Annotated in this window: 22 protein-coding genes; 7 read left to right on the top strand and 15 right to left on the bottom strand. The window is 65.0% G+C overall.

Going from position 1 to position 25737, the window contains the following annotated elements; all coding sequences use genetic code 11:
* Positions 1–436: 436 nt before the first annotated feature.
* Complete coding sequence (locus tag RM463_RS06225; protein WP_311429398.1) at positions 437–658, bottom strand: hypothetical protein; 222 nt, start codon at positions 656–658, stop codon at positions 437–439.
* Here RM463_RS06225 and RM463_RS06230 point away from each other — a divergent pair.
* Positions 643–1854: a PqqD family protein gene (locus tag RM463_RS06230; protein WP_311429399.1), complete on the top strand. Its 1212-nt coding sequence runs from the start codon at positions 643–645 to the stop codon at positions 1852–1854. The genes RM463_RS06225 and RM463_RS06230 overlap by 16 nt on opposite strands.
* Positions 1855–1864: 10 nt before the next feature.
* On the opposite strand, the gene RM463_RS06235 is transcribed toward RM463_RS06230, so the two are convergent.
* Together RM463_RS06235 and RM463_RS06240 are read right to left on the bottom strand one after the other, a co-directional pair.
* Entirely contained in the window at positions 1865–2473 is a 609-nt protein-coding gene (locus RM463_RS06235) for a lytic transglycosylase domain-containing protein (RefSeq protein WP_409228283.1), read from the bottom strand.
* 40 nt (positions 2474–2513) lie between these two features.
* A complete protein-coding gene (locus tag RM463_RS06240; RefSeq protein WP_311429400.1) occupies positions 2514–4238 on the bottom strand; it encodes a proline--tRNA ligase in 1725 nt (574 codons plus the stop codon).
* A gap of 252 nt (positions 4239–4490) precedes the next feature.
* Here RM463_RS06240 and RM463_RS06245 point away from each other — a divergent pair, with 252 nt between their 5' ends.
* Positions 4491–6035 carry an acetyl-CoA hydrolase/transferase family protein gene (locus RM463_RS06245; protein ID WP_409228281.1) on the top strand — a complete coding sequence of 515 codons (1545 nt, stop codon included), beginning with the start codon at positions 4491–4493 and terminating at the stop codon, positions 6033–6035.
* A gap of 93 nt (positions 6036–6128) precedes the next feature.
* Here the strand turns inward: RM463_RS06245 and RM463_RS06250 are convergent, their stop codons facing one another.
* From RM463_RS06250 to RM463_RS06265, 4 genes are all read right to left on the bottom strand, one after another.
* On the bottom strand, positions 6129–6890 hold the full coding sequence (locus tag RM463_RS06250) for a DUF3307 domain-containing protein (protein ID WP_311429401.1): 762 nt from the start codon (positions 6888–6890) through the stop codon (positions 6129–6131).
* Positions 6887–7555, bottom strand: a complete 669-nt coding sequence (locus tag RM463_RS06255; RefSeq protein WP_311429402.1) for a hypothetical protein — start codon at positions 7553–7555, stop codon at positions 6887–6889. Before RM463_RS06255 ends, RM463_RS06250 begins: the two co-directional genes overlap by 4 nt.
* Positions 7556–7656: 101 nt before the next feature.
* Positions 7657–8847, bottom strand: a complete 1191-nt coding sequence (locus tag RM463_RS06260) for a VWA domain-containing protein (RefSeq protein ID WP_311429403.1) — start codon at positions 8845–8847, stop codon at positions 7657–7659.
* A 3-nt stretch (positions 8848–8850) separates the two neighbouring features.
* Complete coding sequence (locus RM463_RS06265) at positions 8851–9705, bottom strand: MoxR family ATPase (protein WP_311429404.1); 855 nt, start codon at positions 9703–9705, stop codon at positions 8851–8853.
* A 200-nt stretch (positions 9706–9905) separates the two neighbouring features.
* Between RM463_RS06265 and RM463_RS06270 the strand changes: the two genes are divergently transcribed.
* The 4 genes from RM463_RS06270 (at position 9906) to RM463_RS06285 (ending at position 13759) form a co-directional block, all read left to right on the top strand.
* Positions 9906–10226 (top strand): cupin domain-containing protein, encoded by a 321-nt coding sequence (locus tag RM463_RS06270; protein WP_195687660.1) that lies wholly within the window; start codon positions 9906–9908, stop codon positions 10224–10226.
* Between the two features lie 79 nt (positions 10227–10305).
* A complete protein-coding gene (locus RM463_RS06275) occupies positions 10306–11076 on the top strand; it encodes a metallophosphoesterase family protein (RefSeq protein WP_311429405.1) in 771 nt (256 codons plus the stop codon).
* Positions 11073–11375, top strand: coding sequence for a DUF1294 domain-containing protein (locus RM463_RS06280; RefSeq protein ID WP_311429406.1), 303 nt, complete (start codon positions 11073–11075; stop codon positions 11373–11375). Before RM463_RS06275 ends, RM463_RS06280 begins: the two co-directional genes overlap by 4 nt.
* A 5-nt stretch (positions 11376–11380) precedes the next feature.
* Positions 11381–13759: a DNA polymerase II gene (locus RM463_RS06285; protein WP_311429407.1), complete on the top strand. Its 2379-nt coding sequence runs from the start codon at positions 11381–11383 to the stop codon at positions 13757–13759.
* Between the two features lie 18 nt (positions 13760–13777).
* On the opposite strand, the gene RM463_RS06290 is transcribed toward RM463_RS06285, so the two are convergent.
* The gene (locus RM463_RS06290) at positions 13778–15553 is read right to left on the bottom strand and encodes an ABC transporter transmembrane domain-containing protein (protein ID WP_311429408.1); all 1776 of its coding nucleotides are present in this window, start codon (positions 15551–15553) and stop codon (positions 13778–13780) included.
* A 10-nt stretch (positions 15554–15563) separates the two neighbouring features.
* Entirely contained in the window at positions 15564–16577 is a 1014-nt protein-coding gene (locus RM463_RS06295; RefSeq protein ID WP_311429409.1) for a nucleoid-associated protein, read from the bottom strand.
* 164 nt (positions 16578–16741) lie between these two features.
* On the opposite strand from RM463_RS06295, the gene RM463_RS06300 reads away from it, so the two are divergent.
* Positions 16742–17362, top strand: a complete 621-nt coding sequence (locus RM463_RS06300; protein WP_311429410.1) for a hypothetical protein — start codon at positions 16742–16744, stop codon at positions 17360–17362.
* A 122-nt stretch (positions 17363–17484) separates the two neighbouring features.
* Here RM463_RS06300 and RM463_RS06305 read toward each other — a convergent pair whose 3' ends face one another.
* The 6 genes from RM463_RS06305 to acnB form a co-directional block, all read right to left on the bottom strand.
* Entirely contained in the window at positions 17485–19485 is a 2001-nt protein-coding gene (locus RM463_RS06305) for a VWA domain-containing protein (protein WP_311429411.1), read from the bottom strand.
* 150 nt (positions 19486–19635) lie between these two features.
* Positions 19636–20397, bottom strand: coding sequence for an ABC transporter permease (locus tag RM463_RS06310; RefSeq protein WP_311429412.1), 762 nt, complete (start codon positions 20395–20397; stop codon positions 19636–19638).
* Positions 20394–21344, bottom strand: a complete 951-nt coding sequence (locus RM463_RS06315) for an ABC transporter ATP-binding protein (protein ID WP_311429413.1) — start codon at positions 21342–21344, stop codon at positions 20394–20396. The genes RM463_RS06310 and RM463_RS06315 overlap by 4 nt, the downstream gene beginning before the upstream one ends.
* Positions 21337–21543 (bottom strand): DUF6494 family protein, encoded by a 207-nt coding sequence (locus RM463_RS06320; RefSeq protein ID WP_195687651.1) that lies wholly within the window; start codon positions 21541–21543, stop codon positions 21337–21339. The genes RM463_RS06315 and RM463_RS06320 overlap by 8 nt, the downstream gene beginning before the upstream one ends.
* A 543-nt stretch (positions 21544–22086) precedes the next feature.
* Positions 22087–22707: a porin family protein gene (locus tag RM463_RS06325; protein ID WP_311429414.1), complete on the bottom strand. Its 621-nt coding sequence runs from the start codon at positions 22705–22707 to the stop codon at positions 22087–22089.
* A gap of 320 nt (positions 22708–23027) precedes the next feature.
* Positions 23028–25631 carry a bifunctional aconitate hydratase 2/2-methylisocitrate dehydratase gene (gene acnB / locus RM463_RS06330; protein WP_311429415.1) on the bottom strand — a complete coding sequence of 868 codons (2604 nt, stop codon included), beginning with the start codon at positions 25629–25631 and terminating at the stop codon, positions 23028–23030.
* Positions 25632–25737: the final 106 nt, after the last annotated feature.

A 25737-nucleotide genomic window follows, 5' to 3' on the forward strand; every position in this document is an offset into this window, starting at 1 on the left:
AACCATCCACCAACCCGCTAGTCCGTTGAGTAGACGTGGTGTGATCTCGACGTGATATCTACTCATCAACCATTTATTCCGGATACCTCTTTTTTTTATTGGTCATCGGGTGTCGCGACTCTGCAACGCTCATGGAAAAAATCGACAACACTCGTCCGACGGCCGCTTCTCGCCTTCTCAATGGTTAGGATGAACAGTGTTCGATTATGGCCTATTGGGTAAGCTGGAGGCTGATATGTCACAACAGGATCATGAGAATACGGCTGCTGAGCAGCATCGCCAGCGCCGCCGACGGTTGCTTGCCACTCTGGGGGCAGGAGTGGCCAGTGCCTATGTAGCCCCCACGTTGCTCAGTGTTGGCCAGGCCCATGCCTGGGGCGGGGGACATCGTTCGCGACCCAGCCACTCACGACCCAGCTGGTCGCGTCCCAGCCATTCACGACCCAGTCGTTACGATGAGGGCTATCGCAAGAAGAAGAGGGATCACCACCATCATCATCGGGACGGTGATCACTACAGAAATGGCGATCGCTATCATTCGCACCGGCAATATGAGCAAGACCGTCGTCGCCTGCGTGAATATCGCGAGGACCCATTGACGATCGTCGAGGATATCGTCTTTGGTCGGCCCGATTATCGGCGATGATGGACGGTTCATATGACATTTCCTTCCCCGGTCTCGGTCGCTGCCTGCGTGTAGAGGAGTCGCCCGACGTCGTCGAGGCGCTAAGGCAGGCACTATCGCGCTGGCCACTCTCCATCAGGCGAGCCCGGGGATTGGCGCCCGCCATCCGACTGCGGAGAAGCCCCGGGGGCTATCTGCAGCGCTCGCCCCGGCTGCCCCGCGGACTCGAGTTACCGACGTCGACGGCGGCGGTATGCAGCCTGATCGCGGATCTGGGCGGTGATTATCTCGACCGTGAGGTTTCATTGCTGGGGCTGCATTGTGCTTCTGTCGAAGTTGATGGCCGTTTGGTGCTGTTCCCGGAGAATCATCGGGCCGGCAAGAGCACTCTGGCGGTGGCCTTTTCCGCGGCCGGTTATCGGCTGTTCGGGGACGATGTACTGGGTCTGACACGAGAGGGGGAGGGTGTCGCGCTGGGCATGGCGCCGAGGTTACGTCTACCGCTTCAGGAGAGCTTCTCGCCGCCGTTGGTCGAGTATGCCGAGGCCCATGCCGGCCCCGAGGATTCACGCTACCGCTTCGTATTGCCGCCGGGCAATGGGCTTGCTGAACATGGTGAGCGGTGTGCGGTGGGTGCTCTGGTTCTCCTCGAGCGCGATGACCGGTTAACCAGCCCCGATATCATCCGGCTCCAGCCTGGGGAGGGGTTGCTGCAGCTGCTTGCTCAGAACTTCGCCTACCATGCCCGTCCCGAGGCGTTGATGGCACACTTGCTTCCGCTGATGGAGCGTGTCCCCTGCCTGCTGTTGCGCTATGCCGAACCGCTGGCGGCAGCGCGCCATCTGGGAGCCACGCTCGAAGGAGGCATGCAGGAAAATCAAGGCTGTGACATCGGCAGACGCGAGGCGTCTCAACCTGATAGGCGTGGTGCGCCCGGGATGAATGACCCGGTGCCGGCGCAGCGGCGCTGGGTGACAAGCCGGGAGATGCGAACCTATCCGGTTGGCCGGGAGCTTTTCCTGATCCAGTCTGGTCGCGGCGAGATACATCGACTGAACGAAACGGGCACGATGATCTGGCGTCTGTTGGATCAGGAATCGCTTGCCGGGAAGGAGCTGGGAGAGCTGCTGGCCGAGCACTACGGCGAGCCGCTTGCGTCGGTCACCGAGGATGTCTGTCGCCTGCTGTCAGGTCTTGCCGATGCCGGTCTGGTGACCGCCGCCGAGTAGCTGCGCCGGTTCAGCGCTGTACCGTCAGGCGCTCCTCGGCGGGGCGCCAGTGGCGCTGCCAGGCGCGCATCACCCGCTCCGGGTACCAGGTCTTGCCCAGGCTGCCGTTGTAGCGGGCCAGGGCGTCGGTGAGGTCGCCGTTCTCCACCGCCAGATAGTGGGCCAGTATCGTGCAGCCATAGCGCAGGTTGCGCCAGGGGTCCTTGAGATCATCGGCAGGCAGCCCCAGCTCGCGGATCCAGAACGGCATGATCTGCATCAGGCCAACCGCCCCCGCAGAGGAGACCGCGTCGATTCGAAAGGCGCTCTCCACCTGGATCAGGGCCAGCACCAGCGCGGGAGGCAGGCCCGCCAGGGTCGCCTCGTGATAGACCCGGCGCAGCAGCTCGCGGCGCAGTGTCGGCTCCTGGATATAGCGCTCGAGCGAGGGCTCCATGGCGTTGAGCCACTGACGCGCGGCCCATACCTCGGCCGGTGGGCGAGGGCGGGAGAGAGCCTCGTTGAGGGTGGTGCGCAGGGTGTGCGGCGCGGGCGGCAGCGGCTGGACCAGCAACGGCTTGTCCTCGGCCTCGAGCGCGCTCAGGAAACCCTGCTCCTCGGCCGCTGACGCCGTGGCCAACCACCCGCCCATCACCAGGGCGACAAGCGGGCGCTGCGCGTTAACCCAGCTGAACCTTCTGACGCAGGAAGTCGAGGATCTCCCCGGCCGGCACCATGGTGGCATCGCTGTCACGGCGTCCCTTGTACTCCAGTTCACCCTTGTCCAGTCCGCGATCGCCCACCACCAGGCGGTGGGGAAGTCCCATCAGCTCGTGGTCGGCAAACTTCACCCCGGGGCGCAGGTCGCGGTCGTCCAGCAGCACCTCGAAACCGGCGGCGCTCAGCTCGGCATAGAGCTTCTCCGACTCCTCGCGTACGCGCTGGGACTTGTGGGCATTCATGGGCACCAGCGCGATATGGAAGGGGGCGAGGGCGTCGGGCCAGATGATGCCGGCGTCGTCATGGTTCTGCTCGATGGCGGCGGCCACCACGCGGGTGACACCGATGCCGTAGCAGCCCATCCAGGGGTGGATGGCACGGCCTTCGTCACCCAGCACGCTGGCGTTCATGGCCTCGGAGTATTTCTGCCCCAGCTGGAAGACATGGCCGACCTCGATGCCGCGCTTGATGGCGAGCACACCCTTGCCATCCGGTGAGGGGTCGCCCTCGACGACATTGCGGATATCGGCCACCCTGGGCAGCGCCACATCACGCTCCCAGTTGATGCCGAAGTAGTGCTTTCCGTCGATGTTGGCGCCGGCACCGAAGTCGCTCATCAGCGCCACGCTGTGGTCGATGATGATCGGCATCTCGAGGTTGACCGGCCCCAGGGAGCCGGGACCGGCGCCCACCGCGGCGCGGATCTCCTCTTCATTGGCCATGGTCAGCGGGGCGGCCACCTCGGGCAGGTTCTCGGCCTTCACCTCGTTGAGCTCGTGGTCGCCACGCACCAGCAGGGCGATCAGGCCGCCCTCGGCGGCGTGAACCATCAGTGTCTTGATGGTCTTCTCGATGGGCAGGCCGTGCTGCTCCACCAAAGCGGCGATGGTCCTGGCATCCGGGGTGTCGACCAGGCGCAGCTCCTCGCCGGGGGCGGCGCGCCGAACATCGCTGCCCAGCGGCGCCGGCAGTGCCTCGGCCTTCTCCATGTTGGCGGCGTAGTCGGAGTCGGTGGAGAAGACGATGTCATCCTCGCCGGACTCGGCCAGCACATGAAACTCGTGGGAGCCGGTACCGCCGATGGCGCCGTTGTCGGCGATCACCGGGCGGAAGTCCAGCCCCAGGCGGGTGAAGATCCGCGTGTAGGCGTCATACATCGCCTGGTAGGTCTCCTTGAGGGAATCCTCATCCACATGGAAGGAGTAGGCGTCCTTCATGATGAACTCGCGGGAGCGCATGACCCCGAAGCGCGGGCGAATCTCGTCGCGGAACTTGGTCTGGATCTGATAGAAGTTGGCCGGCAGCTGCTTGTAGCTGGCGATCTCCTTGCGGACCAGGTCGGTGATCACCTCTTCGTGGGTGGGGCCCACGCAGTAGTCGCGGTCGTGGCGATCCTGGAGGCGCAGAAGCTCCGGGCCATACTGCTCCCAGCGGCCGGACTCCTGCCACAGTTCGGCAGGCTGAACCGCCGGCATCAGCACTTCCTGGGCGCCCGCCCGGTTCATCTCCTCACGCACGATGCGCTCGACCTTGCGCAGGGTCTTCACTCCCAGCGGCAACCAGGTGTACAGGCCGGAGGTGAGGCGGCGGATCATGCCGGCCCGCAGCATCAGCTGGTGGCTGATGACCTCTGCATCGGCGGGGGTTTCCTTCAGGGTGGAAATCAGCATCTGGGTAGCGCGCATGGGTCCGGCGTTTCCTCGGTAGTCAAAGGGGGAGCCGCAAGGGCGGCGATGATGCTGGCATTGTACGGCCAAGCCACGGGCGCGGCAAAAGGCGGCCATTTCCAGGGGTGCACAGAGGCTTGCACAGACAGCTCATGGCCAAGGTTAAATTGACTGTTCTTACAACTAGCGTGCTAAATAAAAGCATGTAAGCATCATGACATGATCCATTCTGTCTTTTGGCCTCCATGCCGACCGTAAAAGGAGATGATCTTGGATAAGAGCGACACAAGTTCGATCGCGGCGCGTTGCCGCTGGGCCGGCTGGCAGGACAAGCAGCGTACCGCGGAGCAGGCCGCGGCCTTGATCGAGGATGGCATGACGGTGGGCATGAGCGGCTTTACCCGGGCCGGTGAGGCCAAGGAGGTGCCGCGTGCCCTGGCCGAGCGTGCCGCACGGAGTCCGCTCTCGGTTACCCTGATGACCGGCGCATCGCTGGGCAATGACCTCGACAAGGTGCTGACCGAGGCCAAGGTGCTGTCGCGGCGCATGCCGTTTCAGGTCGATGCCACCCTGCGCCGGGCCATCAATGCCGGCGAGGTGATGTTTATCGACCAACACCTCTCCGAGACCGTGGAGCTGCTGCGCAATCGTCAGCTGGCCGAGATTGACGTGGCGGTGGTGGAGGCCTGTGCCATCACCGAGGAGGGCGGCATCGTGCCCACCTCCTCGGTGGGCAACTCCGCCAGTTACGCGATCCTCGCCGACAAGGTGATCATCGAGCTCAATCTCGACGCTCCCGCTGAGCTCGAGGGGCTTCACGATATCTATATCCCCCAGGTGCGGCCCACGCGCACGCCGATTCCCGTGGTGGCGCCGGACTCGCGCATCGGCTCCCCCTATATCCCGATCGACCCGCAGAAGATCGCCGCCATCGTGGTGACGAAGGGCAAGGACAGTCCCTCCACGGTGCTGCCGCCGGATGTCGATACGCAGCGAATCGCCGATCATCTGATCAGCTTCTTCTCCGACGAGGTCAGGATCGGACGACTGACGCCCTCGCTGCTGCCCCTGCAGGCCGGCATCGGCACCATGGCCAATGCGGTGATGACCGGGCTTGCCGAGGGGCCCTTCGAGCATCTGACCATGTACTCCGAGGTGCTTCAGGACTCGACCTTCGACCTGCTCGACTCGGGCAAGCTCGATTACGCCTCCGGCTGCTCCATCACCCTCTCTGAGGCCTGTGGCGAGCGGGTGTGGCCTCGTCTGGATGACTATCGCGACCGCCTGATCCTGCGTCCCCAGGAGCTCTCCAACCATCCGGGGATCGTGCGTCGTCTGGGCATCATCGCGATCAACACCGCCCTCGAGGTGGATATCTACGGCAACGTCAACTCCACCCATGTGGGGGGGACGAAGATGATGAACGGCATCGGCGGCTCGGGCGACTTCGCCCGCAACGCCCAGCTCTCGATCTTCATCACCAAGTCGGTGGCCAAGGGGGGTGATCTCTCCAGTGTGGTCCCCTTCGCCAGCCATGTGGACCATACCGAGCACGACGTCGATATCCTGGTGACCGAGCATGGTTTGGCCGATCTGCGTGGGCTGGCGCCCAGGGAGCGTGCGGTCAGGGTGATCGAGCAGTGCGCCGACCCGCTCTATCGTTCGGCGTTGCGTCGCTACTTCGAGGAGGCCTGCCGACGCGGTGGCCATACGCCGCACTGCCTGGAGCAGGCGCTGTCATGGCATATGGCGGTGGAGCGTGATGGTCATATGCGCAGCCTTCAGGAGGAGGAGGTCGGCGCCCTGAGTGCCTGATTGGCAATAGCGGTGGTCCCGGTACCATCTTCGGTGAGAGCCCGCTTTATCGGTGATGGCGGTGATCTCAATGCCATCGTCGAATCGCACTCCCTATGTGGGGCTGGATAGCAGAAGTCGCAGCGTCAGTCCCAGCACCAGCGTCGTGGCAACGCTGACCAGGGTGCCCAGCAGCACGTATTCGGTCAGCTTGCGATCCCCCGCCTCACGCAGGTCGCCGTAGCGCAATACCGACTTGGCCGCGAGCAGAAAGCCCACGGCGGCGAGCTGATCCAGCAGCACCAGGGAGAGCACCAGCAGGCGCTCGAGCATGCCGATGTGTGCCCCGGCCTGGTCCAGCGTACCGGTCTCCTCGATCTGGCGGCTCCAGGGCGTCAACACCATGGCGATGGCAAACGACAGGGGGCGCGTCACGATCAGGTAGGCCGCCGCCACGCCCAGAACCCCGGGCGAGAGCAGCCAGGAACCGAGGACTTCCAGCGGCGCCATGCTGCCGAGCCAGGCCAGCCAGATCAGGATGAGCACGCCCAGGTGCAGCGCCTGATCGAGCAGGAACCAGCGTAAGGTGCCGGGTAGCCGGGCCTTCATCAGGTCGATTATCCAGTGGCTGACTCCTACCCCCAGGGCGCCGACGAGCACCCCTGCCGGCCCCGGCGAGTCAGGCAGCAAGAGGCTTGCGACAAGCAGCACCAGGGCGGTGAGTCCCCCATGCACGACACTGTGATAGTAGAGATGGCGTGAGCGGTGGCGTAGCCGAAAGCGCTCTTCGACCCAGTGACGCGGCTGCAGCAGGAAGTCGCCGACCAGATGGGCAAGCACCAGGCCCAGCAGCAGCGAGAGTTCGTTCGGTGTCATGATGAGCCAGCGTCCTTGTCGGCCAGGCGGGTCTCTAGATAGGCGAGGGTATCGCTGAGCAGGGGCCAGCGTGCCGCCTTCAGGCGTTTGTAAACGCTGGGCTGGCTGATGCCGAGATGCGTCGCCATGGCTTGCTGGGACAGGGTCCGCTCGAGGCTCAGCTGGACCACCTCCGCCGAATAGGGGGACCAGCCAGCGAGCAGATCATCGAGGAAGCGCATCAGCAACGCCAGGCTGCCATCGTCAGGGTCGTCGAGTAGTGTCAGCGCGAGATGCTCGTCGCCCTCTCCCAGGCGATCCAGTCGGCGCCCCGAGGCGACGAAGGGGGCGTCATCGGCCTCGGCGATGCGCAGGTCGGCGTGCCATCTGGCCGGCCCCACGGCCACCGCGATACGGGCATCCCAGCGTTGATCGGGTTCGGAGTGTTCGATCAGCGCCGCACGCAGGGCGATGGCCGCCGTCATGGCATGCCGAGCCTGGGGCAGGGCGACCTGGAATCCATCGCCGCGAAAACGCTCGGCATGACCCTGCTGGTGTCTGGCCAGGCGCTGCAGGCTGTCGTCCAGGAGGCGATAGAGGCGACGGCGGTCGCTCACCTTGCGTGAGTCGACCACGTCGCCGGTCAGCACGGCGATGCGTTGGGTCGGGGCGGTCTTCTCGAACACGCAGTCACTCCTTGAGCATGCGTCTCAGTATAGCCGCCTGTGGCTATGTCGCCAGTTTATAGCCCGTAAAGGCTATTAAATGGGTTTATAGCCCTTATGGGCTATTTGGCCAGCTCCCGCATGGCGCCCTCCAGCCCCTCGAGGGTCATGGGGTACATGCGATCCTCGAGCAGCTGACGGATCAGCCGGGTGGAGTGGGTAAAGTCCCAGCTATGACGTGGCATGGGGTTGAGCCACACCAGACGTGGGAACTTGTCGATCACGCGCTTCAGCCACACCGCGCCGGCCTCGTCATTGAAGTGCTCCACGCTTCCGCCGGGATGGGTGATCTCGTAGGGGGACATGGCCGCATCGCCGACGATTACCACCTGATAGTCATCGCCATAGGTGTGCAGCAATTCCATGGTCGGGAGGCGTTCGGCATGGCGGCGAGTCTGGGTGCCGGCACTGCTGCGCCACACCCCCTCGTAGATGCAGTTATGGAAGTAGTAGGCTTCCAGATGCTTGAACTCCGAGCGGGCCGCAGAGAACAGCTCCTCGCAGGTGCGGATATGATCGTCCATGGAGCCGCCCACATCGAGCAGCAGCAACACCTTCACCGCGTTATGGCGCTCGGGGCGCATCTGCACATTGAGCAGGCCGGCATCCCGGGCGGTTTCGCGTATGGTGGCATCGACATCGAACTCCTCCGCGGCCCCCTGGCGCGCGAACTTCCTGAGCCGGCGCAGCGCCATCTTGGTATTGCGCGTGCCAAGCTCCAGGGAGTCGTCGTAGTCGCGGAAGCGGCGCTCATCCCACACCTTGGCCGCACGCCGATGGCGGGAGCCATCCTGGCCGATGCGAATTCCCTCCGGGTTATAGCCGTAGGCGCCGAAGGGGCTGGTGCCGCCGGTACCGATCCACTTGTTGCCGCCCGCATGGCGCTCCTGTTGCTCCTCGAGACGCTTCTTGAAGGTCTCGATCAGTTGCTCGAGGCCGCCCAGAGATTCGATTTGGGCCTTCTCCTCATCGGAGAGCTGCTTCTCGAACTCGCGGCGCAGCCAGTCATCGGGGATCAGCGCCTCGATGGCGGCGTCGAGGTTCTCGAGACCTTCGAACCAGGCGGCGAAGGCGCGATCGAAGCGGTCGAAGTGGCGCTCATCCTTGACCATCACGGTGCGGGCAATCTGGTAGAACGCCTCCATGTCGGCGAAGACCACGCCGCGTTCCACCACCGCATGGAGGTCGAGCAATTCGCGCAGCGATACCGGGACGCCGGCACGCTTGAGGGTCTCGAACAGGCCGATAAACATGGTTCAGCGCCTCTGGTTGCCCTGGCGGCGCATCATGAAGGCCAACCGCTCCAGTAACTGGGTATCCTGTTCGTTCTTGACCAGCGCGCCTGCCAGCGGCGGGATCGCCTTGACCGGGTCACGCTGATAGAGCGATTCGCGGGCCAGCTCGTCGCTCATCAGCAGCTTCAGCCAGTCGACCAGCTCCGAGGTGGAGGGCTTCTTCTTGAGGCCCGGGGCCTGACGCAGGTCGAAGAACACCTCCAGTGCCTCGCTGACCAGCTTCGGGGCGATATCGGGGAAGTGCACATCGACGATCGCCTGCATGGTGTCGCGGTCGGGAAACTCGATGTAGTGGAAGAAGCAGCGGCGCAGGAAGGCGTCGGGCAGCTCCTTCTCGTTGTTGGAGGTGATGATGATGATCGGCCGGTGGCGGGCGGTGATGGTCTCGCCGGTCTCGTAGACATGGAACTCCATGCGATCCAGCTCCTGGAGCAGATCGTTGGGGAACTCGATGTCCGCCTTGTCGATCTCGTCGATCAGCAGTACCACCCGCTTGTCGGCGGTAAAGGCGTCCCACAGCTTGCCGGGCTTGATGTAGTTGGCGACGTTCTCCACGCCCTCGACGCCCAGCTGGGAGTCACGCAGGCGGCTTACCGCATCGTACTCGTAGAGCCCCTGGGCGGCCTTGGTGGAGGACTTGATATGCCAGGTGTGCAGCTCGGTGCCCAGCGAGGCCGCCAGCTCCTCGGCGAGCAGGGTCTTGCCGGTGCCGGGCTCGCCCTTGATCAGCAGCGGGCGCTCCAGGGTCACCGCGGCGTTGACCGCCTGCTTGAGTGCCTCGGTGGCTACATAGGTGGAAGTGGAATCAAACGCCATGAGTCATGCCTCGGCTAGTCTTCAGAGGGGTAGAGGGATCAAACAAGTGTACGGAAGGGCGTCAACCGGGACAAATTTCCTCTTGCCCATATTGGATAGAAAGAGGATAGAAAGTGAGAGCATGGAAGTGGGGTAGATGGAGGATGGATACTGCCGGCTAATGAGAAATCGAGTGTGGCACCTCAAAAGGAGAGCATGGCATGTTGGAAAATCTGTTCGCGTCGATATCGGACACAATGCAGGAAGAGCAGTTCGATGAGCTGGCCGCCGGCCAGGGGGTGCGCATCGAGCGCATCGTCTCGCGCGGTCACAGTTCGCCTGAAGAGGGATGGTACGATCAGCCCCAGCACGAGTGGGTAGCGGTGCTGCAGGGGCGTGCGGTGCTGGCCTTCGCGACGGGCGAGGAGCGAGAGCTCGGCCCGGGCGATCATCTGGTGATTCCGGCACACTGCCGACACCGCGTGACGTGGTCGGATCCGGAGCAGACGACCATCTGGCTGGCGGTGCACTATGACGGATAGCCTTCGTCTGGGCGCATAGCCTTCTCTAGAAGTCTTCATCACACTGTCACCAATGGCTTGCCGTAAAGGGATCTGAACCATGCGATTGAGGATACTCTCCGATCTGCACCTCGAGTGCTTCGATGAAGGGCGAGAGCTGCCGGATGTGGAGTGCGACGCGGTGATTCTGGCCGGTGATATCTCGCGCAGGACCCGAGGGCTCGAGTGGGCGGCCGAGCGCTTCGCCGGCACGCCGATTCTCTATGTCCCCGGCAACCATGAGTTCTACCGGACCCGCATGCCGGTGCTTCGCCGGGAGCTGGCCGACGAGGCGACCAGGCTCGGCATCCACCTGCTCGACAACCGCTCACTGACCCTGGACGGCGTGCGCTTCTATGGCACCACCCTGTGGACCGACTTCGACCTCTATGCCGGCGAGCCCGATCACGACCCGGCGCTTACCGAGGAGAGGGTACTGGCCTTTATGCCGGACTTTCGCATCGTCGAGCAGCCGAACGGAGTGGTGTTCACCCCGGCGGAGAGCCGCCGCCTGCATGCCAAGGCGCGGGGCTGGCTGGAGTCGGCGCTCGCCGAGCCCTTCGGCGGCCCCCGGGTGGTGATCAGCCACCATGCGCCGCTGGCCGAGTGCATTCCGCCCGGCTATCGGGGCGATGCGGCCTCGCCGGCCTTCGCGTCTCACCTGCCCGAGCTGATGGGGCGCATGGACCTCTGGATCCACGGCCACGTCCACGAGCCGGTCGATATCGAAATCGCGGGGACCCGCGTTATCGCCAACCCAGGCGGCTACCCGGGAGAGTTCGACCCGCCGCTCTTTGCTCCCGACCTGGTCGTTGCGGTGCCAACCTCATGACGCCGCTGTTATGGGGCTACATCCTGGCCAGTCTGCTGGCCCTGTGTCTCTATGGGATCGACAAGGTCGCGGCGCGCCGGAACTGGCGGCGCATCCGCGAGTCGACGCTGCATCTCGTTGCCCTGGTGGGCGGTTGGCCGGGTGCCTTGCTGGGGCGTCACTGGTTTCGACACAAGACCCGTAAGCAACCCTTCGGTCGCATTCTGTGGGCATGTGTCGCGGCGAATATCGCTGTCTCGGCCTGGCTGATACTGGCCGATTCGGCGGCAGGTGTGCGCCAGCTGAGCGAACTGGGGTAGGACCCTTGTCGACCCATCAAGGCTTTATTCTCAGCCGCCACTGGCAGGACACCCCCGAGGGAATAGACGTATGGCTGTGGCTGGCCACGGATGAGGGCCCGCTGCGGGTCTCGCTGCCGCGCCAGACGGGGGTGGCCTTCCTGCCGAAGGAGCATGTGACCCTTGCCGAGCGTGTCGTGGGGCGGGAGAAGGGCGTGCAGCTGCGTGAGCTCAAGCTCAAGGACTTCCAGCACCGCCCGGTGGTTGGCCTCTACGCTCGGCAGTATCGTCGGCTGCTGGCGCTGGTACGTCGCCTGGAGGAGGCCGGTGTCAGTGTGTACGAGGCGGACATTCTTCCGTCCGAGCGTTACCTGATGGAGCGGTTCATTACCGCACCGGTGGAGGTTGGCGGCGTGACCGGCGGGGAGGGTGAATGGGTCGAGGCACGGCTGCGACCGTCGCCACACTATCGCCCCCGGCTGCGTACGGTCTCGCTGGATATCGAGACCAGTGGCCAGGGGGAGCTCTACTCCATTGCTCTCGAAGGGTGTGGGCAGCGTCAGGTCTTCATGTTGGGCCCCCCCAGTGGAACGACGGGAGAGCTCGACTTCCGGCTCGACTACTGTGAATCTCGGCGCGAGCTTCTCCAGTGTCTCAATGCCTGGTTTGCCGAGCATGACCCCGACGCCATCATCGGCTGGAATCTGGTGCAGTTCGATCTGCGGGTGCTGCGTGAGCATGCCGAGCGGCTGGGTGTGCCGCTAAGGCTCGGGCGAGGTGGCAGCGAGATGGCATGGCGAGCGCACGGCTATCAGCCTCACCACTTCTTCGCCTCCGCCGAGGGGCGCCTGATCATCGACGGCATCGAGGCGCTGCGCTCGGCCACCTGGAGCTTCCCTTCATTCAGCCTGGAGAGCGTGGCGCAGACGCTGCTCGGTGAGGGCAAGGCGATCGAGGATCCCTATCGGCGGCTGGAGGGGATTCTACGGATGTTCGCCGAGGACAAGCCCGCCCTTGCCCGCTATAACCTCAAGGACTGTGAGCTGGTCACGCGTATTTTTGAGAGAACCGAGCTGCTGGATTTCCTGCTCGAGCGAGCGTCGGTAACCGGGCTTTCTGCCGACCGTAGCGGGGGTTCGGTAGCGGCCTTCACCCATCTCTATCTGCCACGCCTGCATCGCCTGGGGTGGGTGGCCCCCAATCTTGGCGAGGGAGACGTCGCCGAGAGTCCCGGGGGATTTGTCATGGATTCACGCCCCGGGCTCTACGATTCGGTACTGGTGCTGGATTTCAAGAGCCTCTATCCGTCGATTATCCGTAGCTTTCTGATCGACCCGGCGGGGCTGGTCGAGGGACTGGCCGAGCCGACAGACGCGGCTTCCGTGCCGGGCTTTCGAGGGGCGCGCTTCTCTCGTACCCGGCATGCGCTGCCGGCCATGGTCGAGAGGGTATGGGCCGGCCGCGAAGAGGCCAAGGCGGGGGGGAATGCACCGCTCTCCCAGGCACTCAAGATCATCATGAACAGCTTCTACGGTGTGCTGGGTTCGAAGGGCTGTCGTTTCTTCGATAGGCGCCTCGCCTCGTCGATCACCATGCGCGGCCACGCCATCATGCTCCGCACCCGGGAGCTGATCGAGGCCGAGGGGTATCGCGTGATCTATGGGGACACCGACTCCACCTTCGTATGGCTCGGGCGGCCCCATGAAGAAGAGGAAGCGGCAGAAATCGGTCGACGACTCGCTGCCCATATCAACGCTTGGTGGCGGGAACATCTGCGGGTCGAGCATGGCCTGACCAGTGCGCTGGAGCTTCAGCTTGAGGCACACTTTCGACGCTTTCTGATGCCCAGGATCCGCGGGGCCGAGGTAGGCAGCAAGAAGCGCTACGCCGGCCTGGTACGTGAGCCATCGGGCGAGGAGCGGGTGATCTTCAAGGGGATGGAGACGGTGCGAAGCGACTGGACGCCCCTGGCCCAGCAGTTCCAGCGTGAGCTCTACCGGCGTGTCTTTCGGCGGGAACCCTACCGGGACTATCTGCGCGACTACGTGAACACCTTTATCGAAAAGGCTCAGGGGGAGTCACTGGATGAGCGGCTGGTCTATCGCAAGCGCTTGCGTCGAGGTCTCGATGAGTACCAACGCAATGTGCCGCCCCATGTCAGGGCGGCACGTCTGGCCGATGAAGCCAACGACCGGCTGGGCCGGCCGCGTCGTTATCAGCGCGGTGGCTGGATACGCTATGTGATGACGGTGGCGGGCCCCGAGCCGTTGGAGGAGTGGTACTCACCGATCGATATCGACCACTACCTGGGTCGTCAGCTGCAGCCGGTGGCGGATGCCATCCTCGCCTTCGTCGGCGATGACTTCAGCACACTGATCGATCGTCAGCTCGGCCTGTTTGGCTAGACCTGCAAGAGCGTCACGTCACTGCCGGGCTGCCTGCCGTCCGAACTGCAGCTCGGCCAGGCGGCGGTAGAGCGGGCTCGTGTCGAGCAGCTGGTCATGGCTACCGGCGGCCACCAGGTGCCCCTCGTCGATCACCAGGAGTCGGTCGGCGGCGACCACCGTGGCCAGGCGATGAGCGATCACCAGGCTCGTGCGCCCCACCATCAGCCGGTCCAGGGCCTGCTGCACCAGCCGCTCGCTCTCGGCATCCAGGGCGCTGGTCGCCTCGTCCAGCAACAGCACTCGGGGATCCTTGAGCAGCGCCCGGGCAATCGCCAGGCGCTGGCGTTGGCCGCCGGAGAGCTGCACGCACCCGGGCCCCAGCGGGGTGTCGAAGCCCCTGGGTAGCGCCTCGATAAAGGCCAGGGCATTGGCCGCCTCGGTCGCCTTGCGCAGGGCCTGGTTAGAGGCATCGGGGTCCCCGTAACGCAGGTTGTCGGCCACGCTGCCGGTAAACAGCACCGGCTCCTGGGCCACCAGGCCCAGGGCCGAACGCAGCTCGAAGGGGGCCAGGTCGCGAAGGTCGATGCCGTCGAGGCGCAGGGTGCCGCGGTCCGGGTCATGGAAGCGCAGCAGCAGCGCGAGCAGGGTGCTCTTGCCGGCACCCGAGGGGCCGACCAGCGCCACCCGCTCGCCCGGGCGGATGGTCAGGTCGATGGCCTCGAGCGCCGGGGTCTCCCGGCCCGGATAGGTGAAGCTCACTCCCTCCAGGCGAATCTCCCCGGCCAGTGGCCGAGGCAGGGGTGTCGGCCGACTCGGTGGTGCGATGACAGGGCGGGTGTCGAGCAGCTCCAGCAGTCGCTCGGCGGCCCCCGCGGCGCGTTGCACATCGCCGGCCACCTCGGCGAGTGTGGCCACAGCGCCGGCCGCCAGGACGGCATAGAAGACGAAGGCCGAGAGCTCGCCGGCGCTCATCTCACCGTCGAGCACCGCCAGTCCGCCCTGCCATAGCATGATGCCCACCGCCGCAAAGACCACCAGCATGGCGATGCCGGTCAGCCAGGCGCGTTGGCGGGTGCGCGCGATGGCGCTGGCAAAGGCCTCTTCGACGCGGCCCGCATAGTCGCGCCGATCGAGCCGCTCATGGGTGAAGGCCTGGATGGTACGGATGCCGGAGAGCGCCTCGTCGGCATAGCGGCCGAGTTCGGCCACCCGGTCCTGGCTGGCCCGCGAGAGCCCCCGCACCCGCCTGCCGAACCATAGAATCGGTAGCACCGTGGCCGGGATGCCCACCAACACGATGGCCGACAGCCATGGCTGGGTCGCCAGCATCAGCATGACGGCACCGATCAGCATCAGCAGGTTGCGCAGGGCCAGGGAGATCGAAGAGCCGAACAGGCTCTGCAGCACGCTGGTATCGGCGGTGAGTCGCGAGGTGATCTCGCCGGCGGCCTGGCCCGGTGCCTGGGCACTCTCGAAGAAGCCGGGCTCCAGGGTCAACAGGTGGTCGAAGACCCGACGGCGCAGGTCCGCGGCCAGCCGCTCACCGATCCAGGACACCAGGTAGTAGCGTAGTGCCGAGGCCATCGCCAGCACCGTGACCACGACCAGCATCATGCCCAGGGTGCGTCCCAGGGCGGCGCTGTCGGCATCCATGAAACCGCGGTCGATCACCAGGCGCAGCCCCTGGCCCAGCAGCAGCACGCTGCCCGAGGCCAGCAGCAGGGCCAGGGCGGCGAGCAGCAGGCGCCATCGGTAGGGGGCCAGCAGGCCCAGCAGGCGCAGCAGTACGCGAGGGTCGGGACGTGACGACATCACAGCCTCCCTAGCCCTGACCCTTGAGCTGCTCCTTGAGCTGCTTGGGCACCTGCTTGATGATCAGCCGGTCGCCTGTCTCGTCGTACTCGACGCTGGAGCCCAGCAGATGGGAGTCGAAGCTGATCGAGACGCCGCCGGCGCGCCCGGTAAAGCGCTTGAACTGGTTCAGGGTCTTGCGATCCGGGGGGATCTCCGGCGACAGCCCATAGTCGGCGTTGCGGATATGGTCGTAGAAGGCCTTCGGCTGCTGCTCGTCGAGCAGCCCCGAGAGCTCCTCCAGGGTGATCGGCTCGCCCCGGCTGGCCTGCTCGCTGGCATAGTCCACCAGGGTCTCGGTCTTCTCACGGCTGCTCTCTTCGGGCAGGTCCTCTTGCTCCACATAGTCGCTGAAGGCCTTGAGCAGGGTGCGGGTCTCCCCCGGGGCATCGACGCCCTCCACGGCACCCAGCAGGGCCGCGAAGCCCTCGGCCAGCGCCTTGCCGCCGCGCTCGCGGGTCCAGGAGAGGTACTGTCGGGAGTCGCCGCGCTGCCACTGGCTGATATCGAGCCGGGCGGCCAGGCTCATCTGGGTCAGGTTGAGCTGGCGCGCCGGCGTCGGCTGCAGGTCGTCGTCGATGGTGAACCCCTCGCGATGGTGCAGCAGGGCCAGGGTCAGGAAGCGAGCATCGCCGAAGCGCGTGTCCAGCACCATCAGGTCACCGGAAACGGAGAGGTGCGCATCCAGCAGCCTGGCGAGGCGTTCGGCGAGGCCGCGTGTCAAGACAACGAAGTCGCGCTGCTCCTCGAGGTAGGCGGCAAGCTCCGTCGCCAGCGCCGAGGCGCCGGCATCACCCTCATCGACCTGGTCGCTCTCCGCGAAGTGGCCCCACGCCTTGTTCTTGGCGTGGTAGGCGCGGGTCAGCCCCTCGAGCATGGCCTCCAGGGCCTCCGACTCGGGCAGGGGGGCGCTTGCCGGCAGCAGGCGGGGCGGGGTGTCACCGCTCTTCTCGATGCGATGAACGATGGCGTTGAGGATGGGCATGGGACCTCCCGCGATGGTGGACGAGGGCAGGCATGATACCCGCCGTCGCCTTCTGCCGATAGGCGACCACCCGCCAGCGTCCGTCGAGGCAGGCGGTCATCGAGTCGGGGGTGAGCTACCTTCAATATCGATAGCATGGACCCCGCATGGACGAGGAAACCAATATGAAACGCAGCATGGCACTCTTTGCAGCAGGTGCGCTGAGCCTGAGTGGCTGGGCGACGCAGGCCCAGGCCGATGAGGTCACGGAGCAGATCGAGCTGGGCCTGGAGCTCTACCAGGAAGAGGAGTATGGCGCGGCGATCACCGAGCTTGAGTTCGCCATCAGCGATATCCGCAAGCTGATGTCGGCGCGAATCGCCGAGACCTTTCCCGATCCTCCCGAAGGGTGGAACGCCGCCGAGGTCAGCACCAGTGGCGGTGGCGGGGCGGCGATGTTCGGGGGCAGAGGCAGCATGCTGGAGCGGGAGTATCGGCAGGAGGGGGGAGAGGGTCGGCTGACCGCTCAACTGATGATCGACAATCCGATGATTCAGGCCATGTCGGCGATGTTCAGCAATCCGGCGCTGATCGCCGCCCAGCCCGATATGGAGCGTATTCGCATCGGGCGTGAGTCGGCCATCCTCAAGTGGGACGCCGATAACGGCAGCGCCGAGGCCTCCTTCCTGATGGATGGGCGCATTCTGATGCAGGTCAACGGCAGCGGGTTGGCGTCGGAGAAGCCGGCGGTGTCATTGCTCAAGGCGTGGGATCTCGACGCCGTGCGCGAGCACTCCGCGCGCTAGCCTCCTGGTCAGGTCCCTTTACTACACCACTACAGCTACTACAGCCCCCTCTACAGCCCCCTTTCTTCGCCGGGGGCTGTAGAGGGGGCTGTGCCTTTCGTAATTCGGGGCATTCGATCTATCTACTTTATCTCGAAGGAGTGGCGCTCCAGCACCTCCCCGCTGTCACTGGCCGTGTAGCGCAGCTCGTAGCTGCCCGCTGTCGATGGGGCGAACAGCTGCAGCGGACTGCCCTGGCTGGCGCGTGCCTCGCGGATGGCCTTGGCATCATCGGGGGCATCGGCCGCCACGATCTGGATAACGTCCTCGTAGCGCCCCGGGCCCTGCCAGTTCACCTTGATCACCCCTCCGGCCTCGGGGCTCCCCTCGATGGCCAGGCTGACCTCGCCGGCGCCCACGCTGACCGGTAGGCTGGCCAGGGTTCTTCCCGACTGCTGAATCACATAGCGCACCTCGTACTCGCCCGGCTCGGCGGGAGCGTCGAGGGTGACTGGCGAGCCTCTGCTGGTCCGCACATAGTCGGTATAGCTCCCCTCGGGGGCACCAGCCTCGACGATGGTGATGTAGTCACGGGGGTTGTCCGGGCCTATCCACTCCACCTGAAACCTGCCGCTCGGCAGAATGGGGTCGTTGACCATCAGTTGCGCCCTTGCGGGCACGAGAGTGATCGGCTGGCTGGCAAGGGTGCGCTTGGACTGCTGGATCACGTAGCGGATCTCGTGGTTGCCCAGCGCATCCGGGGCGGTGATCGTCAGTGGCGATCCCTGGTTGGTGCGGGTGTAGTCGAGATAGCTCCCCTCGGGGGCACCGGCCTCGACGATGGTGATGTAGTCCCGGGGGTTGTCGGGCCCCTCCCACTCGACCTCGATCACCGAGCCCGCCACGGCCTCGTCGGCAGCCGTGATGCTGGCGGAGGCCGGCGTAAGAGTGATCGGTTGACTGGCAAGGGTGCGCTTTGACTGCTGGATCACGTAGCGGATCTCGTGGTTGCCCAGTGCATCCGGGGCGGTGATCCTCAGTGGTGATCCCTGATTGGTGCGGGTGTAGTCGAGATAGCTCCCCTCGGGAGCACCGGCCTCGACGATGGTGATGTAGTCCCGGGGGTTGTCGGGCCCCTCCCATTTGACCTCGATCACCGAACCCGCCACGGCCTCATCGGGGGCGTCAAGACTGGCCTCCACCGGGGTCAGGGTCACCGGGTGAGTTGCCAGGGTATCGCCACTCTGTTGATGCACGTAGCGGATCTCGTAGCTGCCCAGTGCATCCGGAGCGGTGATCGTCAGCGGTGACCCCTGGTTGGTGCGGGTGTAGTCGAGATAGCTCCCCTCGGGGGCGCCGGCCTCGACGATGGTGATGTAGTCCCGGGGGTTGTCGGGTCCCTCCCATTCGACCTCGATCACCGAGCCTGCGGGCGCCGTGTCGGCTGTGGCCAGCTCGGCGGTGGGCACGGGGTCCGGTGCTGGTTCCGGTGCGGGTTCGGGCGCTGGCTCGGCGGCGACCTCCTCCACCCGAGAGAGGGCGCTTGCCAGTTCGGCGCCGGAGTGGGTCTGGAAGAGCTCGCCTCCGGTCTGGCCGGTCACGCATGAGAGCTGCTGGATCTCTTCGTCGCTGAGCCCGAAGCCCACCACATGGGCGCGAATCGCCAAACCCTGTTCGGCGAGCCGCGCCGCCACGGCACAGGGGTCGCCGTCGCAGGTCTCCAGGCCATCGGTCACCAGAATGATATCGGCGGCCTCGGCGGTGCGCGGGATCTGCTCGGCGGCCAGCGCCAGGCTCTCGGCGATGGGTGTCATGCCCTGGGGATTCAATGCACGGATCTGCTTGGCCAGGGTCTCGGCACGCTGGTGCTCCATGGTGGCGATGACCTCGATATCGCCGCAGTCCCCGCGACGGTTGTGTCCATACGCCAGTACGCTCAGCGGGAGTTCGGGATTGCGACCCTGCAGATACTCATCGATAACGTCCCGGGCCACCTCGATGCGGGTGCTATTCCCCTCCATGCGATTCCACATGGAGCCCGAGGCATCGAGCACCAGGACACTGACCCGGTCGGCCATGACGGGGGAGGCCCCCAGCAGCAACGCCGCAGGGAGCAGAATTAGTGGCTGAGCGAAGCGTGCCATCGGGTACCTCCGGGCTGCGAGTGGATCCACACTCAGCATAGGCAAGGAGGGCGCCCAGGGGGCTCCCTCCATATCAACGGGGAGCCTGGGGCGAGTCGCGGGGGGTGACTGCTCCCCGCCCGAGTGGGGGAGGATTTACGCGGATTTTGGCTAAGGCTTCAGCCGGTAGCCGGTGCGGAAGATCCAGGCCACCACCGCCAGTGCCGCGGCCAGGAACAGCACGATCATTCCCAGGCTGATCAAGGGGCTGACGTCGCTGATGCCGTAGAAGCTCCAGCGAAAGCCGCTGATCAGGTAGACCACCGGATTGGCCAGGGTCACCGCCTGCCAGAAGGGCGGCAGCATATCGATGGAGTAGAAGGTGCCGCCGAGGAAGGTCAGCGGCGTGATCACCAGCAGCGGGACCAGCTGAAGTTTCTCGAAGCCATCGGCCCAGATGCCGATGATAAAGCCCAGCAGGCTGAAGGTTGCTGCCGTCAGCACCAGGAACAGTGCCATCATCACTGGGTGCTCGATGGAGTAGGGCACGAAGAGGCGTGCGGTGATCAGCACGATGATCCCCAGTATCAGCGACTTGCTGGCCGCGGCCCCCACATACCCCGCGACGACCTCCCAGTAGGACATGGGCGCGGAGAGCACCTCGTAGACGGTGCCCGAGAAGCGGGGAAAGAAGATGCCGAACGAGGCGTTGGAGACGCTCTGGGTGAGCAGCATCAGCATGATCAGGCCCGGCACGATAAAGGCTCCGTAGCTGATGCCGTCCACCTCGCTGATGCGACTGCCGATGGCGGAGCCGAACACCACGAAGTAGAGCGAGGTGGAGAGCACCGGCGAGACGATGCTCTGCAGCACGGTGCGCAGGCTGCGGGCCATCTCGGCACGGTAGAGGGTCTTGACGGATTCGAGATTCACGTCGTCTCCTTGACCAGATTGACGAAGATCTCCTCCAGGGAGCTCTGGCGAGTGTGCAGATCCTTGACGGCGATGCCCGCCGCCTCCAGATCGGCCAGCAGGCCGGCGATACCGGTGCCATCATCCTCGTCTGCCGTGGCGTCATAGGCGTAGACCAGGGCGTGCCCCTCCTCGGCCAGCGTCAGGCGATGACGGGCGAGGCGGGGAGGCACCGAGTCCAGCGGGTCACGCAGATGGAGGGTGAGCTCCTTGCGACCGAGTTGTTGCATCAGCGCCTGCTTGTTCTCCACCAGCACCAGCTCCCCCGAGCGGATCACCCCGATGCGGTCGGCCATCTCCTCGGCCTCCTCGATATAGTGCGTGGTGAGGATGATGGTCACCCCGCTGTCGCGCAGCGCTCGCACCACCTCCCACATATCGCGGCGCAGGGCGACATCGACCCCGGCGGTGGGCTCGTCGAGAAACAGGATCTCGGGCTCGTGGGCCAGCGCCTTGGCGATCAGCACCCGACGCTTCATGCCGCCGGAGAGGGTAATCAGGCGGTTGTTGCGCTTCTCCCACAGCGACAGCGAGCGCAGAACCTTCTCGATATGCGCGGGATCCTTCGGCTTGCCGAACAGCCCGCGGCTGAAGCTCACCGTATCCCACACCTTGATGAAGGCATCGTTGGTCAGTTCCTGGGGCACCAGGCCGATGCGCGCCCGGGCCTTTCGAAACTCGCGCACATTGTCGTGGCCATCGACCAGCACGCGCCCGCGACTCGGGTTGACCAGCCCGCAGATCACGCTGATCAGGGTGGTCTTGCCCGCCCCGTTGGGGCCGAGCAGGGCGAGGATCTCGCCACGGCGGATCTCCAGGTCGACATCCTTGAGGGCTTCGAAGCCCCCCGAGAAGGTCTTGCCCAGCCCCTCGACGCGAATGACCGTACGGTCCCGCGCCTCACTCAAGGGTGATATCCCTGTCGAAGGTCAGTGCCAGGTCGATGCCGTCGACCGTCACGGTGACACGCGCCGGCAGATGCTCGTCGCCCTTCAGCTTGCCCTCGTCGATCGCCTGCCGAACGGCCTTCTCGATCTCCTGCTGGGTATTCACCCCGACATTCTTGAGCAGCGTGCGGATGCTGTGCTGAAACGCGTCCTGATTCATGACAAGGCTCCTTTAGCAAGAAGGGATCAATATCCATCCTACCGTGACTGTTCGAGACTGTCGCCTCGGCGCCGATGGCACTTAGGCTGGAGATGGCACTTGGGCTGGAAATGGCGCTTAGGCTGGGGGTGGCATGGTAGGAGGGAGGCTCCCCCATCGCGACGGGCGCCTCGACGGTGTTGCCGATCTTGGTGCTGTCATCCGGGGGAGCCCTTCGGCCGCGATGCGGAGCCGGGATGCCGGGCCGATCCCGCCTACCGACAAGGTTCACGTCACTCCACGGAGAAAAAAGCGCCCCGGATGGGGCGCTTCGCTTATCGACTTCGGCCTCAAGTCTTGGCTTCAGGTCGGGCCGCCGCGGACGGCGGCCTACGATGGTGCGAGCATCGGAGTCGAAGCTGCGGGTGTCAGAGTCGTGGCACTCAGGCCTCTTGAGCGGTCGGAATCACAATGGAAGCAGCGATCTGGCTCAAGGTCGATGTGCCTGTGATAGTCACATCATCATGCCACAGGTGCCGGCGCTATCTAGCCCCGTGACCGGGCTTAGAAGCGCCAGCCCACGGAGGCCGTGAAGGCATCGACGGTATAGTCACTATCGAAGTCGTAGCGCTCGTATTCGGCGCGCAGCAGCATGGGGTCCAGCTGGAACTGGGCGCCGACTCCGTATACCGGGTCGGTACCGTCCTGGTCGCTGAGCTCCTGCTGGAAGTTGCCGAGGTTGCCGTTGGTCTGCGTCTCCCAGTGCGCCAGGCCGGCCTTGCCGAAGAGCGTGAACCAGTCGGTGAGCGGCAGCTTGCCGACAAGGCTCGCGCCATAGGCCTGGGACTCGAGCTCGGCGTTGACGGCATCGTTGCCCTTCAAACGCACCTCACCGAGGTCACTGTAGAAGCCTTCCACGGCGAGGTAGCGGTTGAGGTCATAGCCCACGAAGAACTTGGTGACGTTATCGTCATCGTCGATGTCGAAGTCCTCGACACCCCCTTCGACGAAATCGGCGACTTCATCCCGATCGTTCTCGAGCGAACCGAAGCCGGCGCCAGCCCCCAGGTAGAGACCGCGGTGTTCGGCTCCCTCCGCCAGGGCCAGCGGGGAGAGGGAGATGGCGGCGATCACCAGACCGCCAAGGGACAGGGGACGCAGTGCGGTGGTGTACTGGATCGACATGAGAGGCTCCTCATCATTAATCAAGTGGGAACACCCGGATGGCAGTGCCACCTCGACGTGCGGAGCCCTCACCTTAGTAAATATGCATGTAATACTAAAGTTTGAATTAGTTACCGTTGGTAGAATGGCGTCGGTATTCGGCGACGGTTATCGCCCGGCGCGAATGAGCCGCACCCCACCAGCGGGTGACACAAAAAAAGCGCCCCGTGAGGGGCGCTTCGTTCATCGACTTTCGGGGTTGAGACCCGGGCCGCCGCGGACGGCGGCCTACGATGTTGCGAGCATCGGAGTCGAAGCTGAGGATATCAGAACCGCGACACTCAGGCCTCTTGAGCGATCGGGATCACATTGGAGGCGGCGTTCTGATACTCCTCGATCTCGTGGAAGTTCATGTAGCGATAGATCTCGCCGGCCATGGCGTCGAACTCGCTCATATAACGGCGGTATTCGTCGACGCTGGGCAGGCGGCCTTCCACGGCGGCCACGGCCGCGAGTTCCGCAGAGGCGAGGTAGACGTTGGCACCGTCGCCCAGGCGGTTCGGGAAGTTACGGGTGGAGGTGGAGACCACGGTGCTCTTGGCGGCGACGCGCGCCTGGTTACCCATGCACAGCGAGCAGCCCGGCATCTCCATGCGTGCCCCGGCACGACCATAGATACCGTAGTAGCCCTCTTCGGTCAGCTGGTGCTGGTCCATCTTGGTCGGCGGTGCCAGCCACAGGCGGGTCTTCAGGCTGCCGGCCGGCTGCTTCTCGAGCAGCTTGCCCGCGGCGCGGAAGTGGCCGATGTTGGTCATGCACGAGCCGATGAACACCTCGTCGATCTTCTCGCCGGCCACCTCGGAGAGCAGGCGGGCGTCGTCCGGGTCGTTGGGCGCACAGAGTACCGGTTCCTTGAGCTCGTCGAGATCGATCTCGATGATCTCGGCGTACTCGGCATCCTTGTCGGCGCGCATCAAGCTCGGGTCGGCCAGCCACTCCTCCATGCCCTGGATGCGGCGCTCGATGGTACGGCGGTCGCCGTAGCCGTTGGCGATCATCCACTTGAGCAGGGTGATGTTGGACTTGAGGTACTCGGTCACGCTGTCCTCGGACAGGGTGATGGTACAGCCGGCGGCGGAACGCTCGGCGGAGGCGTCGGAGAGCTCGAAGGCCTGCTCCACGGTGAGGTCCTCGAGACCCTCGATCTCCAGCACGCGACCGGAGAAGGCGTTCTTCTTGCCGGACTTCTCGACGGTCAGCAGGCCGTCCTGGATCGCGTAGTAGGGGATCGCGTGGACCAGGTCACGCAGGGTGACGCCCGGCTGACGCTTGCCCTTGAAGCGCACCAGCACGGACTCCGGCATGTCCAGCGGCATCACGCCGGTCGCGGCGGCGAAGGCCACCAGGCCGGAGCCGGCGGGGAAGGAGATGCCCAGCGGGAAGCGGGTGTGGGAGTCGCCACCGGTGCCCACGGTGTCGGGCAGCAGCATGCGGTTCAGCCAGGAGTGGATGATGCCGTCACCCGGGCGCAGGGAGACGCCGCCGCGGTTCATGATGAAGTCGGGCAGGGTGTGGTGGGTATCCACGTCGACCGGCTTCGGGTAGGCGGTGGTGTGGCAGAAGGACTGCATCACCAGGTCGGCCTGGAAGCCGAGACACGCCAGGTCCTTGAGCTCGTCGCGGGTCATCGGGCCGGTGGTGTCCTGAGAACCCACGGTGGACATCTTCGGCTCGCAGTACATGCCGGGGCGCACGCCGTCCAGGCCGCAGGCCTTGCCGACCATCTTCTGGGCCAGGGTGAAGCCCTTGCCGGTGTCGGCGGGCTGCTCGGGCAGGCGGAAGACGTCGGAGGCGGGCAGGCCCAGGGACTCGCGCGCCTTGGTGGTCAGGCCGCGACCGATGATCAGCGGGATACGGCCACCGGCACGCACCTCGTCGAGGATCAGCTGGGTCTTGAGCTCGAAGGTGGTGAGCACCTCATCGCTGCCGTGCTTGCACACCTTGCCCTCATAGGGGTAGACGTCGATGACGTCGCCCATCTCGAGCTTCTCGACGTCCATCTCGACCGGCAGGGCGCCGGAGTCTTCCATGGTGTTGAAGAAGATCGGCGCGATCTTGCCGCCGAAGCAGAAGCCGCCGGCGCGCTTGTTCGGCACGTTGGGGATATCGTCACCGAAGAACCACAGCACGGAGTTGGTGGCAGACTTGCGCGAGGAACCGGTGCCGACCACGTCGCCGACGTAGGCCACCGGGAAGCCCTTGGCCTTCACTTCCTCGATCTGCTTGAGGGGACCCTTGACGCCCGGCTCCTCCGGCTCGATGCCGTCACGCTCGTTCTTGAGCATGGCGTTGGCGTGCACCGGGATATCCGGGCGCGACCAGGCATCCGGGGCCGGGGAGAGGTCGTCGGTGTTGGTCTCGCCTGGCACCTTGAAGACAGTCAGAGTGATCTTCTCGTCCAGTTTTGGCTTTGCGAGGAACCACTCGGCGTCGGCCCAGGACTGGATGACTTCCCTGGCCACGGCGTTGCCCGCCTTGGCACGCTCTTCCACGTCGTGGAAGGCGTCGAACATCAGCAGGGTGTGCTTGAGCTGCTCGCCCACTTCCCTGGCCAGGTCGGCGTCGTCGAGCAGCTCGACCAGCGAGGCGATGTTGTAGCCGCCCTGCATGGTGCCCAGCAGCTTGACGGCGTGGACCCTGTCGATCAGCGGGGACTCGGCCTCGCCCTTGGCGATGGCGGTCAGGAAAGCGGCCTTGACGTAGGCGGCCTCGTCGACGCCCGGCGGGACGCGGTTGGTCAGCAGGTCGAGGATAAACTCCTCTTCACCGGCCGGCGGAGTCTTCAGCAGTTCCACCAGGGCGGCGACCTGCTCGGCGTTCAGCGGCTTAGGCGGCACGCCTTCGGCGGCACGCTCCTCGACATGTTGGCGATAGGCTTCAAGCACGTTAGGGCCCTCATTGCGTGTGGGGCCAGAGTGTCACGACCCGGTGGAATCGCGACCCGATAGAGTCGTGACCCGGTAGAGTCGCTACCCGGTAGAAACACCACCG

The organism is Halomonas sp. LES1, assembly GCF_031846005.1.
Lineage (GTDB): Bacteria > Pseudomonadota > Gammaproteobacteria > Pseudomonadales > Halomonadaceae > Halomonas.

Coding starts and splice junctions, on each gene's coding strand:
- RM463_RS06230 (WP_311429399.1), top strand. CDS start 643: ATGATGGACGGTTCATATGACATTTCCTTCCCCGGTCTCGGTCGCTGC.
- RM463_RS06225 (WP_311429398.1), bottom strand. CDS start 658: ATGAACCGTCCATCATCGCCGATAATCGGGCCGACCAAAGACGATATC.
- RM463_RS06240 (WP_311429400.1), bottom strand. CDS start 4,238: ATGCGCGCTACCCAGATGCTGATTTCCACCCTGAAGGAAACCCCCGCC.
- RM463_RS06250 (WP_311429401.1), bottom strand. CDS start 6,890: ATGACACCGAACGAACTCTCGCTGCTGCTGGGCCTGGTGCTTGCCCAT.
- RM463_RS06260 (WP_311429403.1), bottom strand. CDS start 8,847: ATGTTTATCGGCCTGTTCGAGACCCTCAAGCGTGCCGGCGTCCCGGTA.
- RM463_RS06265 (WP_311429404.1), bottom strand. CDS start 9,705: ATGGCGTTTGATTCCACTTCCACCTATGTAGCCACCGAGGCACTCAAG.
- RM463_RS06270 (WP_195687660.1), top strand. CDS start 9,906: ATGTTGGAAAATCTGTTCGCGTCGATATCGGACACAATGCAGGAAGAG.
- RM463_RS06275 (WP_311429405.1), top strand. CDS start 10,306: ATGCGATTGAGGATACTCTCCGATCTGCACCTCGAGTGCTTCGATGAA.
- RM463_RS06280 (WP_311429406.1), top strand. CDS start 11,073: ATGACGCCGCTGTTATGGGGCTACATCCTGGCCAGTCTGCTGGCCCTG.
- RM463_RS06290 (WP_311429408.1), bottom strand. CDS start 15,553: ATGTCGTCACGTCCCGACCCTCGCGTACTGCTGCGCCTGCTGGGCCTG.
- RM463_RS06295 (WP_311429409.1), bottom strand. CDS start 16,577: ATGCCCATCCTCAACGCCATCGTTCATCGCATCGAGAAGAGCGGTGAC.
- RM463_RS06300 (WP_311429410.1), top strand. CDS start 16,742: ATGAAACGCAGCATGGCACTCTTTGCAGCAGGTGCGCTGAGCCTGAGT.
- RM463_RS06305 (WP_311429411.1), bottom strand. CDS start 19,485: ATGGCACGCTTCGCTCAGCCACTAATTCTGCTCCCTGCGGCGTTGCTG.
- RM463_RS06320 (WP_195687651.1), bottom strand. CDS start 21,543: ATGAATCAGGACGCGTTTCAGCACAGCATCCGCACGCTGCTCAAGAAT.
- RM463_RS06325 (WP_311429414.1), bottom strand. CDS start 22,707: ATGTCGATCCAGTACACCACCGCACTGCGTCCCCTGTCCCTTGGCGGT.